Source organism: Streptomyces sp. NPDC043685, assembly GCF_056436585.1.
This window is the reverse complement of record NZ_JBWKCH010000013.1, coordinates 1-12,808: the sequence shown is the minus strand read 5'-3', so window position 1 is coordinate 12,808 and position 12,808 is coordinate 1. Positions and strand designations below refer to the sequence as shown.

12 protein-coding genes and 1 pseudogene are annotated in these 12,808 nt (G+C 69.4%); 6 read left to right on the top strand and 7 right to left on the bottom strand.

Annotated elements, in window-relative coordinates:
* Positions 1-2: 2 nt before the first annotated feature.
* From AC0665_RS34045 to AC0665_RS34020, 6 genes are all read right to left on the bottom strand, one after another.
* The gene (locus tag AC0665_RS34045) at positions 3-1,790 is read right to left on the bottom strand and encodes a helix-turn-helix transcriptional regulator (protein ID WP_478706500.1); all 1,788 of its coding nucleotides are present in this window, start codon (positions 1,788-1,790) and stop codon (positions 3-5) included.
* Positions 1,791-2,053: 263 nt separating this feature from the next.
* Positions 2,054-2,392, bottom strand: coding sequence for a DUF6251 family protein (locus tag AC0665_RS34040; protein ID WP_478706499.1), 339 nt, complete (start codon positions 2,390-2,392; stop codon positions 2,054-2,056).
* Positions 2,389-2,763, bottom strand: a complete 375-nt coding sequence (locus AC0665_RS34035) for an RRQRL motif-containing zinc-binding protein (protein WP_478706498.1) — start codon at positions 2,761-2,763, stop codon at positions 2,389-2,391. The genes AC0665_RS34040 and AC0665_RS34035 overlap by 4 nt, the downstream gene beginning before the upstream one ends.
* Positions 2,763-3,773, bottom strand: coding sequence for a DUF2637 domain-containing protein (locus tag AC0665_RS34030; RefSeq protein ID WP_478706497.1), 1,011 nt, complete (start codon positions 3,771-3,773; stop codon positions 2,763-2,765). The genes AC0665_RS34035 and AC0665_RS34030 overlap by 1 nt, the downstream gene beginning before the upstream one ends.
* On the bottom strand, positions 3,770-4,303 hold the full coding sequence (locus tag AC0665_RS34025; protein WP_478706496.1) for a hypothetical protein: 534 nt from the start codon (positions 4,301-4,303) through the stop codon (positions 3,770-3,772). The genes AC0665_RS34030 and AC0665_RS34025 overlap by 4 nt, the downstream gene beginning before the upstream one ends.
* Complete coding sequence (locus AC0665_RS34020; RefSeq protein ID WP_478706495.1) at positions 4,300-4,563, bottom strand: DUF6284 family protein; 264 nt, start codon at positions 4,561-4,563, stop codon at positions 4,300-4,302. The genes AC0665_RS34025 and AC0665_RS34020 overlap by 4 nt, the downstream gene beginning before the upstream one ends.
* Before the next feature lie 495 nt (positions 4,564-5,058).
* Here AC0665_RS34020 and AC0665_RS34015 point away from each other — a divergent pair, with 495 nt between their 5' ends.
* From AC0665_RS34015 to AC0665_RS34000, 4 genes are all read left to right on the top strand, one after another.
* Positions 5,059-5,904, top strand: coding sequence for a sigma factor-like helix-turn-helix DNA-binding protein (locus AC0665_RS34015; protein ID WP_478706494.1), 846 nt, complete (start codon positions 5,059-5,061; stop codon positions 5,902-5,904).
* 2 nt (positions 5,905-5,906) lie between these two features.
* Complete coding sequence (locus tag AC0665_RS34010) at positions 5,907-6,713, top strand: protein phosphatase 2C domain-containing protein (protein WP_478706493.1); 807 nt, start codon at positions 5,907-5,909, stop codon at positions 6,711-6,713.
* A gap of 1,072 nt (positions 6,714-7,785) precedes the next feature.
* Entirely contained in the window at positions 7,786-7,950 is a 165-nt protein-coding gene (locus tag AC0665_RS34005) for a hypothetical protein (RefSeq protein ID WP_468411483.1), read from the top strand.
* Between the two features lie 258 nt (positions 7,951-8,208).
* Positions 8,209-8,730 (top strand): hypothetical protein, encoded by a 522-nt coding sequence (locus AC0665_RS34000; protein ID WP_468411485.1) that lies wholly within the window; start codon positions 8,209-8,211, stop codon positions 8,728-8,730.
* A gap of 121 nt (positions 8,731-8,851) precedes the next feature.
* Here the strand turns inward: AC0665_RS34000 and AC0665_RS33995 are convergent, their stop codons facing one another.
* Positions 8,852-10,270 carry an ATP-binding protein gene (locus tag AC0665_RS33995; protein ID WP_478706566.1) on the bottom strand — a complete coding sequence of 473 codons (1,419 nt, stop codon included), beginning with the start codon at positions 10,268-10,270 and terminating at the stop codon, positions 8,852-8,854.
* A gap of 449 nt (positions 10,271-10,719) precedes the next feature.
* Here AC0665_RS33995 and AC0665_RS33990 point away from each other — a divergent pair, with 449 nt between their 5' ends.
* Together AC0665_RS33990 and AC0665_RS33985 are read left to right on the top strand one after the other, a co-directional pair.
* The gene (locus AC0665_RS33990; RefSeq protein ID WP_478706492.1) at positions 10,720-11,793 is read left to right on the top strand and encodes an STAS domain-containing protein; all 1,074 of its coding nucleotides are present in this window, start codon (positions 10,720-10,722) and stop codon (positions 11,791-11,793) included.
* A gap of 2 nt (positions 11,794-11,795) precedes the next feature.
* Positions 11,796-12,573, top strand: a pseudogene (locus tag AC0665_RS33985) (PP2C family protein-serine/threonine phosphatase); the annotation flags it as partial.
* Positions 12,574-12,808 lie beyond the last annotated feature (235 nt).

The window sequence follows — 12,808 nt, the reverse complement described above, 5'->3', positions numbered from 1 at the left end:
GGTCAGGCGGCGGCGGACTCGTCGCCGCGCGTCGCGGTCAGACAGCCGCCCGGGGTGCGGACGACGGTGCCGCCCGTGGTGAGGGCCTTGACGGCCTTGGACACGGCGCCCTTGGACAGGCCCGTGAGCGTCACCAGGTCCTTCTGGCGGACCGGTCCGTCGGCGGTCTCGATGGCCTTGAGCACGCGGGCGGTGGCGCTGTCCGTGACCGGCTCAGCCTCGGTCCCGGTGTTTGTGACGAGGGTGAGCGTGGGGGCGCCCGCGGCTTCCACCGTGGGCGCGGCAGTGCGGGACCAGGGCTCACGGTCGGGCAGGGCGATGACCACGGCCTTGTCCATGTAGCGGACCTTGACGGGGTCGGGCTTGCGCTTGCCGTCGCGGATCAGTGCCACACCAGGGACGGGGAGTTCGTCGGCGTTCCAGCCCTTGGCTTGTGCGTCCTCGCCGAGCACGACGCGGGCTTCGGCCGGCGTGCGCACAGCGAGGCAGATGGAGACGCCGATCTGCGGGGCGATCTGCTTGGGGATGCCGTCGCCGATGGTGGGCTTCTGCGTCATCCACCACAGGTCGATGCACGCCGCGCGGCCCATGCGGGCGATGGACTCCAGGGCCGGAAGTGCGGAGCGGGTGGCGGTGCGGGTCTTGCCGTCGCTGGTCTCGGTCTCGTAGGGGACCTTGTCGGCGGCTGTCATGACTTCGGCGCCCTCGTCAACGACGACCGTGATGCGCGGCCGGTCGAGGGTGGGGGTCCAGGTGTCCTGGCCCTTGGGCAGGATGCTGAGCCGTTCCAGCATCTCCGTCTCCAGCTCGTCGGTCACCTCGATGACCTCGTGCGGGGTGGAGGCGACGCGGGCCCGGTGGTCCCACAGGCGGCCTTCCACGCGCTTGAGGTCGATGATGACGAGCGCGTTCGTCTCTCCCTCGGACGCGTCGAACAGCAGCGGCCGGGACGCCACTGACTTACCGGCGCCGGAGCGTCCGGCGATGAGCAGCCGTTCCCCGAGCGGCACGGTGACCTGCTCGCCGGTGACGGTGTCGATGCCCAGGGAGCGCCGCTCGGGCGTCCAGGTCAGGTCGTCGCCGTCGGCCGCGCTGCGGGTGCGCAAGGTGAGTTCGGCCCAGCCGCCCTGCTTGCCAGCCTTGATCTGCATGCGCAGGCTCGTGCGGGCCCCGAGCAGCGCCCGGATGTGATCCTCGGCGCCGCGCAACTTGGTCGCCGTCCACGTGCCGTCGAGACGGACGGCGCACACGATGCCCGCCTCGGTCAGCTTCGGCCGGCCGGTCAGCGTCCCGGCGAGACCGCGCTGTTCGGCGTGCTCCTTCCAGTGCTGCGGCTGCAACCGCTTCAGCAGCGCCGACTCTTCAGCGGTGGGCTTGAGGCCGGTGGTGTCGCGCTCGCGCACCGCGATCCACACCGACAGGGCGGTGACGGCCGCGACGACGGCGATGGCCGACCACACCCACGCGCGGGTGGAGACCTGCGGCAGCCACACGTATCCGGCGACACCGAGGGCGGTGGCGGTCTTGGTGGCGAACAGCCACATCGGGTCCGGGACGCGACGCTTGGCGGTGCGCAACTCGCGCTCCGCGCGGTGGCGGATGGGGGTGACGCCCTCGGGGTCGATGGCGCGCGCGGTGGCGAGCGCACGGCGAGCGTCGCGCACCAGGGGCTTGCGGTCGGCGCGCAGAGCGCGGCGGCGCTCGGCTTCCTTGCGGTAATGATCGGCGGTCCAGCGGGCGGCGGTGGCTGCGTACTGGCGGTGGGCACGCCAGACTTGTCCGTGGCTCACGGTGTCCTCTTCTCAGGGGTGGTGGGTCGGTGGTGGCGGGCCCTGCGACGGCCCGTCACCACACGCGCGTGTTACGCGGAGTGAGCAGGTTTCCGGTTTCCTGGTTTCCGAGGCGGCCCCTACGCGCGTGCGCGCGAGGACGGAAACTTCCGTCACCCTGCGTCGCTACGGGGGTTGTGGGGGCCGAACGGCCTTCCGGGGGTCAAACCCCACCCGGAACGCCCTTCAGGCGCCCTGCGAGCCGCCTACGGCCTTGGGGTGCTTCAGCGGCCCTTCCGGCCGCGCCGGCCGGTGTCCTTGCCGCTGTCGCCCACGGCTCGGACGACCGTGATGACGGCCCAGCCGAGTACGAGCGCGATGAACGCGAGCATCGCGAGGTTCGCGGCGATGGCGGTCAGGGCGCCGACGAGCAGCGGGCCGAAGTAGACGCCGGCCGCGACCGCCCCGGCACCGACACCGGAGCCGAGCGCGACGCGCTGCACCGTGCGGTCCGGCGCGGCCTGGTGGATGTGCACCACCTGCGGCCCGGCAGGCTGCTGCGCGGGCAGGGCGGCGGGGTCGGCGTAGACGTGGCTGCCGTCCGGGAGCTGAACGACTGTCATCGGGCGGTGTGCGGGGAGCTGTTCCATGACGCACCCTCCGGGGCGTTGTCGTCGGGAAAGGCGCAGGTCGTACACGTGCCGAGCGACGGCGGGATGACGTATCCGGCGTCGCGGCGGCACTCGGGGCAGGTGCGGCGGGCGGCGTTGGCCTTGGCCAGGGCCGCCCACTTCGCCGGGGTCATCGCGCGCACCGGCTTCGCACGGTCGACGCGGTAGAGGTAGGCGACCAGCGGTCCACGTCGGCGGCGCGGTCGTTCGAGCTGCGCCGCCACGTCCTGACCACCGGGCCGTAAGCCCAGGGCGCGGAGTTGGCGGCGGGTGGCGTAGCCGTCGGGGGCGAGGCGCCACCGGTAGACGGGCAGGGCACCCATCACTGACCCGCGATCGCGAGTTCAGCGCGGCGGGCCGCACCCGGGTCGCGGTGCTCGGCGTAGCGGTGGGAGACCCAGCCGACCGACCAGCCGCACAGCTCCGCAGCCTGCCGCACCGACAGGTTCGCCTCGAACGCGGCGGCCACGATCCGGCGCGCCTCATCCTCCGGCAGCTTGCCCTCAGCGGGGCCGCGCTCCAGCAGGGCGGCGCGTTCACGCTCGGCCTGCTCCTCGTGTTCACGGCGTTCACGCTCGGCCTGCTCGGCGCGCTCGCGCTGCTCGGCTTCCGCCCGCATGCGGGTCTGCTGTTCAAGGCGCAGCCGCTCTTGTTCACGCTGTTCACGCTCGCGTTCACGGCGTTCACGAGCCTCCCGCTCGGCAGCCTCGGCCCGCTCCCGGGCCTCACGCTCCTCGCGCCGCTGCCGCTCCTCCCGCTCGGCCGTCTCGCGGGCGATGCGGGCTTCGTGCTCACGCTGTTCACGGGCCAGCATGGCCGCGTGCTCGCGCTCCTCACGGGCTGCGGCACGGGCCTGCTCGGCGCGCTCCCGGGCCGCCTGCTCCCGCCGCTCCCGCTCGGCTCGATGCTGAGCTTCCAGGGCCGCCACGGCGGCGGCGATCGCCCGCCGGTAGGCAAGGCTGGTCTCCGCCGTGACGATCAGCAGCAGCGGCGCCACCGAGTGGACGGCCACGCCGACCAGGTCTTTCTTCAGCGCGGAGTCGGCCGTGTTGAGCGCGAGCGTCATGAGGCCGGTCATCCACCGCAGCGTGATGGGCCACCGGCCGCCGTTCCCACCCAAGCGGGCCAGCACGTCATCGAGCTTGACCACGATGACCACTGCCGCGTCCACCACCAGGGGCAGGATCGGTGCCGTCCAGTCCCACGCTTCGGCCGTGTGCTTGGCCATCAGAGGCGTGACCGTGAGGATGGAGTACAGCATCGCCCCGCACACGATCAGCCACGTGCCCCCCGACAGGGCGCGCTCTGCTGAACGGGTCTGAACACTGTTCATGCCGCACCCCCCAGCGTCCTCGGAGCGGGCGGGTTGGCACGGTGGAATCCGTTGGTCGCGGGGTTGTAGATGAACTCCTCACACCGCCACGTGAACGCGGCGGCCGGGCGTTCACCGCACCGAGCCCATACGTGATCCGCCGGAACTCCGTGGGTGGCGGTGTCGGCGTATGCGTCGTCGCGAGAGGCATAGACGGCGTGCGGCTCGCCGTGGTGCATGAGCACCACCAGCGTCTCACCCTCCCTCGGCCCGCAGCTCAGCTCCTCGCGCAGGCGGCGGAGCTCGATGTCCTTCCGCAGCAACTCCTGCTGCGCGGCGGACAACTCCTCCATCGCGCAGGCCAGAAGCTCACCCACCTCCGCGGTTGTCGCCTCCGCCCGCTCGGCGCGGTCGGTGGCGGCGTACAGCTCGCGGACGTGCCGGCCGAACGCCTCATTCGCCGTCCCGCTGGTCTGCCGGGCCAGCTCACATGCGGCACGGAAGTCGTGCTCAAGCTGCTCAATGCGGGCCTGGGTGACGATGCGGATCATGCGACACCGCCCGTCTGCCCGGCCAGGCCGTTGACGTGGGCGCGGTGCGCGGCGAGCACACGCCGACGGGCCCGGCGGATACGTCGCTCGTCCAGCTCGGTCGGGGCGCGGTCGATGGTGATGATCTGCGCGTCCAGCAGGTCCATCTCGGCGCGGATGACGGGCATTTCCGCCTCGATGGCGTCCAGCTCCGCATCCGTCGGCTCGGTCCAGTCCTCGAACGCGGTAACAGCGTCCTGAACAGTGACGATGTGGTTCATGGGTCGTGGTCTCCCTAGCAGGTGAAACGGCCCGTACAGCGGCTCCCGGGGTGCCACCCGGGAGCCGCGCGCCGTTGGAGTCGGTTCCGGCTCCCCTCAGCGCTGCTCGTACGAGACGAGCAGCGGAGGCAACCGGCCGCAGCGGTGCTGCGGACGTCGGTTCGTGATGATGCGTACGGGCGTAACCGCACGCGTCCGTCCTCTTGTTGGCAGGGGAGGGACGGCCTCCCAGGCACGCTGTTGAGTTCTCAAGGAACAATCAGCTCGGGGCCCGTGGCGTGCGGCTTAAGCCGCCTTCCAGCCACCGCACGCGGCAGCCATGCGGGCAGTCCCGAACCATTCGCGCAGGTCAAGCAGTCGCGGTAAAGCCACCCCCGGCTTGCCTAGGGGGGGTTGCCCTCTCGCTTGCTAGGTACCGTAGGCAAACTCACGGCTGCGCGCAACCCCCTCTCGCGATAGAGTCTGATAGACCCCCTAAGCGACGTTGGGAGACTCGTGAACGACGACATGGGCAAGGTCTCTGGGATCGCAGACCCCGTTGACCGCGCCAAATCGGCTATCGACCTGATGGCGCGGTATCAGAGCCATGTGAATGAGCTGTCCCGGATCCGCCGTGAGGCGATCGAAGAGGCTCAGGCGTCGGGCATGACCCAGGCCGAGATTGCCGCGCGCCTAGGGGTCAGTCGGGGGCGCGTGGGGCAACTAGCGTCCGCCGGCCCTCCGCCGGAGCGTGCGTTCTTTGGCACGGACCTGGTTACGGTGTCGCTCGGCGGCAAGTACGAAGCAGGCAAGGCGGCCGACCAGCATCCCAGCGAGGTAGTGACCCGCGAAGACCTCGACAACTTCGAGCACCTTCGGAAGTTGCTGGGCGGCATGAAGTTGGACACTCAGTACGAGGTGATTCCGCCCACCGGGATCGTGAACCTCAACCGGGACAACCACGTCGTCATCTGCGGCCCCCGGCTCTCCCCAATCGTGGCGCAGGTACTCGAAGGTGACGACAATCTACGGTTTGCTAAGGACCACGCGTGGCACCTGGTGGACCAGGTAGCCGGGAAGGAATTCCGGTCGCCGCAGGACGAACACGGATCAGCCGGTGATGTCGGCTACCTGGGGCGGCTCCCCCGCTTGGACGGGAAGGGCACGTTCCTGTACATCGCTGGCATCCACGCCATCGGAGCGAACGGCGTCGTCCACTTCCTGGAAAACAACTTGGCGGAGCTCTACAGAGAGGTCCGCACGCGGCGCTTCTCCACACTGATCTCGTGCCGTTATGACCCGAAGACGCTCGAAGTGCTGGAGAGTCGGCGCGTCACTCCGCTGTACCGACACGAGGGCTGAGCATGCGCGTCGCCATTGACACTCAAGCCGGTGGAGCCGCTCCCAATGAAGATTGGGTAGCCGGCACTCCGACTCTCGCCGTGGTGCTAGACGGGCTAAGCACGGCGGGACTCGACACGGGATGCCGCCATGGCGTCCCGTGGTACGTGACGCACCTCGGCAGTCAGCTCATCGCCGCACTGGCGGATCCTGGCACCCCCCTCGTAGACGGCTTGGCGGGTGCCCTTGAACGGGTGGCGGCGCTGCACCCTGAATGCGACCTGGGCAACCCTGGAACCCCTTCGGCTACGGTCGCGGTTCTCCGGCAACATGAAGGGTTCTTCGATCACCTGGTCCTAGCGGACTCCCCGATCGTTTTTGAGGGACAGCAGGGCTTCAGTGTGATCACTGACCTTCGCGTGGACGAAGTGCTCCCCGGCCTGCGGGCCGAAGTCGAGCAGTACGAGACCCACACAGCAGAGCACAAGGAGGCTCTCCAGCGCTTCGTGACCGCTCAGCGACAGACACGCAACACACCCACCGGCTATTGGGTGGCGGCGGCCGGTCCGGAAGCGGCGGACCACGCAATCGTGGGTACCACTCCTGCCGAGGAAGTACGCGCCGCGGCCGTACTGTCCGACGGTACATCGCGCCTGGTCACTGAGTACGCCATGGCGACATGGCACGAGGTCTTCACCATGCTTCGAACCAGTGGACCACGCGAGGTGATCGATACCGTCCGGAAGGTCGAGGCCACAGATCCCACGGGACAACGGTGGCCGCGTTACAAGTCGGGCGATGACGCTTCCGTCGCCTTCTGCCAGTGGTGACTACCTCAGGTCAGGCGCGCTACTCGAAGGCCTGACGAACCACGCCCCTGACGGCGAACTTTGACGGCAACGTGGCTGCACGTTGCCGTAGGCGGGGAACCAACCGAGCACCGCGCACACGCCAGTGGGCGGCGCAAGGCCTGGCCTTATCAGCGGCCGAAAGAACTCCTAAAGCGGGTGTCGCAGGTTCGAATCCTGCCGGGGGCACAGCGCATTACCGCTCTGATCTGGGGTTTGTCTCCCAGGGAGGGCTCTTATTCGGCCTCGGACTCCTCCTCGTCCGGGGCCGTTTGCGTGAGCGGTGCGTGAGCGGACAGAGAGTTGATCTCCGGAATTTCTCCCAACGGATCAGCATCATCCGGCATGGCTCCCGGCCGGAATGCTCCGCGTCGTCGGGTTCGGCCTCCGCCTCGGGCGGGAACCCGCCGGCGGGCTCGCCGCGTCAGTCGGCCACATGTCTGTGCACAGGTCACGGCCGGCCCGAAGGGGCACGTTCGAAGTGGGACGGGCCACCTCACCGTCTCGGCGCGGTGGGGTGGTGCCCCGCCCCTGGCCCCTCGGCACGGATCAACCACACATCACGCTGCGACCCCCTCCGGGTCCAGGGCGGCAACCAGACGCGTTTACCCGAAACGTCGCAGGCCGGCTAACGTGATCACGACGACCGGGCAGAGTTCCTCGCCGACATCGGCCTCACCATCACCGGAGTCACGGCTCGATCACCAGCGGTGTCACCGCTCGTCAGTAGCCGACCGACCCGGCGCTGGAGCAGTCAGCCTCCTCGAAACCCCGGCTCGTGGACGGTACATCGCCCGGAGCAAGCTGCTCAGGCGCCAGATGTTCGGGCGCCGGACAGGGTGACGGCCGCCGTCGATCCGCCGGGAACCGCGTCCCGACGCCCGCTGTCGGCGCTGTGTCCCGAGTGCGTCTGCATGGCGGGGTTGTTCCCCGAGGAACTACTGATGGCAACAGATGAGGCCCTCGACGTGTTCGAGGGCGAACTTCCTGGACTGGCCGAGGCCAACGACGAGAGGGTCGCTGTCGTGGAACGCGTCGTCCTGGCCCTAACGCGGTGGATGAAGCCCATGACGGGGCCGCCTTCGAAACCGACGAGCGCGAGGAACTGTGCGACTACATCGACCAGTCGCTCACCGAGCACGGTGTCGATGTCGTCGCCCTGACAGCGCGCCACGGGTTGGGCCGATACCAGCTCACGGACAAGTGGCGGAAGTGGTAGGCCCCGCCCACCGACGAGACCCGCCCACCGACGCGGCCCGTCGAGTACCGCACCACAAGCGCACCAGATCGAGCGGGGAACAGCGGGGAATCACGGTGAAAGGCCGCCGAGGCCGACGGGGCAGCACCCAGGCCTTTCGCCCAGGTCAGCGCCCGAGCCGTCCCCGAATGATCGCAGCTTCCCAAGCTGAGAGCTCACCTACAGTTGCCGTCCTCAGCGTCGGCACGGCGCCCCGGCGGACTCAATACAGTGCCCCTCATGGACTGGACTGCACCTCTGAGTGCCATAGCCGGTGCGCTTGCCGGCATCGCCGCGACCTTCGTCGTGGACCGAGACCGATGGAAACGCGCCCAACAGGCCGACGCACAGACCGTACTGCGCGAGACCTTCGTGACCTACCTCGCTCACCTTGCCCGCGCGACCGAAGGCATGCGTTTCGTCGCCGAGACCGTCTACGACACCCCAGAAGAGCGCAGGCGTGCAGTCCGCGCCGCATTCTCCGAGTCCGGTCTGTTCGAGCAGCGCTTCGGCCTGACCATGCTTGCTCCGCCACGTGTCGTCGAGTTGGGTGTCGAAGCGTTCCGTACCGTCCGAACGCTGCGTGACCTACTCGCGGACGGTGCGCAAGTCACAGACGGGACGTTCCAAACCGCACAGCACACGTACTACAAAGCGGTCCAGGCCGCAGCTGCCGCCATGCGCGAAGAACTTGGCATCCCCGAGCTTCCGTTCGTCCCCTTGGCATCCAGCCACGATGATCGCCGTCAGGCACAGGCCTGAGCGCGAGAGTCCGCGCGGCTGCTGGGCCTGCCGAACCGTCCACGTTCCGTCTCATGCCCTGGCCGACCCGCGTTCGGCCGGCAGTCCGTACGCCTCCAGCCCGACCTGTATTCCGGCGTGCTCAGGAGGACCACGCCGCGAGGAGTTCCGCCGGGCCGTACGCGGCGTCGAGCCCCGCGCAGTCCGTCCCGCTGCGCGAGACAGCGATCACAGGCACGGGAGCAGGCGTGAGCGCGGCGCGGTGTCGATGCAGCGCCGCGAGATCGTGCCGGTCGAACGGCGAGTTCTCCAGCCACTTCACCGAACCGACGAACAACAGCTCCTCGGCGATCGGCGCGCGGTCCGCTCCCACGATGTCGATCTCCACATCATTTGTGCGGGTCCAGTAACCGCCAATGGCGGGGGCGGCGGGGAGGTTCGCGTCGGGCAGCAGCCGTGCCAGCGCCTCGCGCACCAGAGGTTCAACGGCCCTGCCACGCCAGCTGGTCCAGTTTTCGCGAATGCGCCGCAGTGTCAGGTCGCCCCGGCCCCGCTCGATCTCCTCCATCGCCGGGCCCAGGAGCTTCAGCCAGAAGCGGAGGTAGGGATCCGCGACCCGGTAGCGACGATCCTTCGAAGGCCGCGTCGACACGGGAAGCTCCGCCGCGATCACCCGCTTGTCCGCAAGGATTCCCAGCGAACGCTGTAGCGGGGTCGCCCCGATCCCGCCGGCGGCGCGGGCGATGTTGGAGAACGTCCGCTCACCGCTACCGATCGCCGAGAGGACGGTGCGGGCCTGGACCTGCTGGGGGAACTCCGCAGCAAGCGAGCGCTCCGCTGACACCAGCAAGGCCGAGACCGGATCGCTGAGTGCCTCCTGCAGGAACTCCCACATCCCGGCGCCGTGCGTCCACTCCGCACAGATCAGAGGCAGTCCACCGGTGATCAAGGCCGCATCGAAGGCCGAGGCGGGGTCGAGGCCGAGCATCGTGCCCACCTCTGCGGGGTTCAGCGGACCCAGCACCATCTCCCGTCCGCGCTGGTGGAACGGGCGTCCATAGCTGTTCAGCGCCTCCATCATCGACAGGTCGGAGCCGATGAGAACGAGCAGAACCGGCTTCCTCTCCAGCACGCGGTCCCAGGCCCGCTGAAGCATGCCCTCGAAGGCGGCCTCCGTATCCATCAAATACGGCACCTCGTCCATGACCACGACGCTCGCCCGGTCGTGCGGCAGCGCCGCCGCCAGTACGTCGAAGGCGGCATCCCAACTCGCCGGGCGGGCCGCGGACAACAGATTCGCCAGCGGAAGACTGGATGACTGCGCATCCTGGCTGAGGCGCTCCAGGTCCGCCTCCGGCGACGCCCCTGTGGCGGCATAGAAGAGGAACGGCGCACCGGACCTCTCGGCGAACCGCTCCACCAACCGCGACTTACCCACCCGGCGGCGCCCTCGAAGCATCACGCACCGCCCGGGCCGCTCCCCGCCAACCCCGGCCTTCACCTTGCCCAGCTCGCGATCCAGCGTCTCGAGCTCGTGCCGCCTGCCCACGAAATCTGCCATGTCGCCGCCTTCCAGGAGCATTATGGAGGAGACTAACATCAGAGTTAGCAACATCAGTGTTAGCAACGGAGCGTGAGCGTCGATCCCGCTCGTTCGTAGAGGACGGCCGTGTCCCGTGGGTCACCGGTGCTCGCGTGGCCGAGGCCGGGCAGGAGTGCCTGGACGAGGGTGGTGTGAGAGGCGGAAGAACCGGCCGGGGTCGCGAGCGCTGCGCTGCTCGCCCCATGCGCTCGTACTCGCGGCAGAGCCCGGAAGCCGGGGGACGGCCCGTGAGGTGATGCGGCCCCTACCGTGCCGCGCGTCCGTCGAAGCAGCCGCTTCCGGTTGCGGCCGACGTACGGTTGAAGTACCGAGGGCATCACGTACTCCGGCCGCCCCGCCGGGTCGTCCTCGGCGAGAGACGAACCCCGGGCCGCTCCAGTTGGTCGGCGCGGAGACGGGTCGGCATCATGTCCGCCGCGGCCGACAGCAACTCAGCGCAAGCCCATCAGGGCAGGGGCCTGGCTGAGCGCCCAGGCAGGTCCGCAACCCCGCCGAGGGGAGGCGTGATGGCCCTTTCCCGGCTGGACATCCATCGGTGGAACCGAGGAGAGCGAACGCTCGTCACGCTTGACGGCGACATCGGACCGGCCACGACGCCGCTGCTGCGGGCCGCAGTGGAGCAGTGTCTGCTGGACGGTGTCACCGTGATCGACATCGACCTGACCACGGTCGGCTCCTGTGACGCCAGGGGCTTGGACGTCCTCCTGTCGGCATCACGGCGCGCCGGCCGGGTCCACGCTCGCCTGCGGCTGCACCATCCGTGTGCGCAGATCGCCCGGCTCCTCGATGCCACCGGATCGACTTCGCTGCTTCCCACGGCCCTCGTGAGTCCCGTGCCGCCCGCCGCATCCGGCGGCCTCATGAGTACCGCGACGCGGGCGCCCGAGGGCCCCGCTCGTCGGCCGGATCAGCCGGTCCTCAGGGACGGGATCCGCCTTCGTCGGCTGACCCGCTGGCAGGCGGAAGACATGCGCGAGGACCTCGCGGACCTGGCAGCGGAGTCCGTCGCGGGCACCTCCGGCGAGGCGTACCACGACCGTGGAGACTTCCTGCACCGCTTGGCGGTCACCGCCCACCGCCCTGGCTTCGCCCTGCTGGTCGCAGAGACGACGGTACTGGTCGGTTGCGCCTTCGGTTTTCCGGTGGGCTCTGACGGCTCCGGCCGCCGAGGGTTCGACGGAACGCTCCAGGAGATCATCCAGCGGCTCACCTCCCGCGCGCGGTTCGTCGTCCTCACCCAGGTCGTGGCCCATCCGCACGCTCAGCACCGCGATATCGCCCGCCGTCTGCAACAGCGTCTGCTCACAGACCTGCACTCCTCCCTCGGGGTCACCCTGCTGCATCCTGCCGATCAGGCAGGGCAAGCCGCCTTCTCGTCCTGGGGCTGGCGGAACATGGGTGAGGTCGTCGGGCTGCCCGGCCCCACCGCTCCCTGTGTGTTGACCCTGTCTTCCGAAGGGCAGCCCTCGGCACGCCGATGATGCCCCTGGTCGCTGACGTGGTGGAGCGGCGCGGTGGCCGCCGACCGCAGGTGCTGTTGCAGAACTACGGCCGGCTGCTGCTCGTACCGCTGCCCGGTGAGGGCCTCACGGCCGGGGAACCTCAGGTGATCGACGACTCCGAGGCGGGCCGCTGCTTCCTCGACGCGGTCCCCGTGGGGGTGCCCGAGGAGGACGGCGTCCGGGTCCACCTGCCCCTGTTGGACGGCGGTGACCCGGTGGGGGGCATGGCGGTGACGCTGGACAGCGTCGACGACCACGACCGCCGCCTGCTGCTCAGAATCTCCGGCCTGGTGGCCGACCTGCTGGTGAACAAGCACGGCTACTCCGACCTGTTCTTCGGCGTCCGACGCGGTCAGGCGATGAGCGACGCCGCGGAGATCCAGTGGTCGCTGCTGCCACCGCTGGCGATGATCATGCCCCGGGTCGCCGTGGCCGGGATCCTGGAACCCGCCTACGACGTGGGCGGCGACAGCTTCGACTACGCGCCTCAACGACGACGTCCTCCACGTGGCCGTGATCGACGTGATGGGCCACGGACTGGACGCGGCCACGATGGCCACCGTCGCCATCGGCGCCTACCGCCACGCCGGCATGGGACTGCCGGAGATCTACGTGTTGATCGACCGTGTGAACCAACTGGAGAGGACCGGACGCGGCATCCGGGCAGTGACGCGATCCCTGTCCCACACGCTCAAGCAGGCGAGGGGCGGGCGGACCAGCGATGACGCGACCTTGCTCATGGTGGAGTGGCGCGGCTGACCTCTCGCCCCCGCCGTCCGACGCCGTTGTGCCGGCCGCGCCCGAAGGACGGGGCTCCCGGCACGCGCTGAGGCACTTGCCGGGAGATCACCCGGCCGGTACTCCACTCCATGCGGCCGCTGCTCCGCGCCGCAACGAAACGCGGAGTAGTGTGGACGGTACCGAGGGCATTTCGCACACCGGCTTCCACGCCGGGTCGTCCCCGGCGAAAGATGAAACCCGGGTCGCCGCAGAG

Bases quoted from the DNA above. Each gene is read 5' to 3' on its own strand.
- AC0665_RS34040 (WP_478706499.1), bottom strand. From the start codon at position 2,392: ATGACAGTCGTTCAGCTCCCGGACGGCAGCCACGTCTACGCCGACCCC.
- AC0665_RS34035 (WP_478706498.1), bottom strand. From the start codon at position 2,763: ATGGGTGCCCTGCCCGTCTACCGGTGGCGCCTCGCCCCCGACGGCTAC.
- AC0665_RS34030 (WP_478706497.1), bottom strand. From the start codon at position 3,773: ATGAACAGTGTTCAGACCCGTTCAGCAGAGCGCGCCCTGTCGGGGGGC.
- AC0665_RS34025 (WP_478706496.1), bottom strand. From the start codon at position 4,303: ATGATCCGCATCGTCACCCAGGCCCGCATTGAGCAGCTTGAGCACGAC.
- AC0665_RS34020 (WP_478706495.1), bottom strand. From the start codon at position 4,563: ATGAACCACATCGTCACTGTTCAGGACGCTGTTACCGCGTTCGAGGAC.
- AC0665_RS34010 (WP_478706493.1), top strand. From the start codon at position 5,907: ATGCGCGTCGCCATTGACACTCAAGCCGGTGGAGCCGCTCCCAATGAA.
- AC0665_RS34000 (WP_468411485.1), top strand. From the start codon at position 8,209: ATGGACTGGACTGCACCTCTGAGTGCCATAGCCGGTGCGCTTGCCGGC.
- AC0665_RS33995 (WP_478706566.1), bottom strand. From the start codon at position 10,270: ATGGCAGATTTCGTGGGCAGGCGGCACGAGCTCGAGACGCTGGATCGC.
- AC0665_RS33990 (WP_478706492.1), top strand. From the start codon at position 10,720: ATGTCCGCCGCGGCCGACAGCAACTCAGCGCAAGCCCATCAGGGCAGG.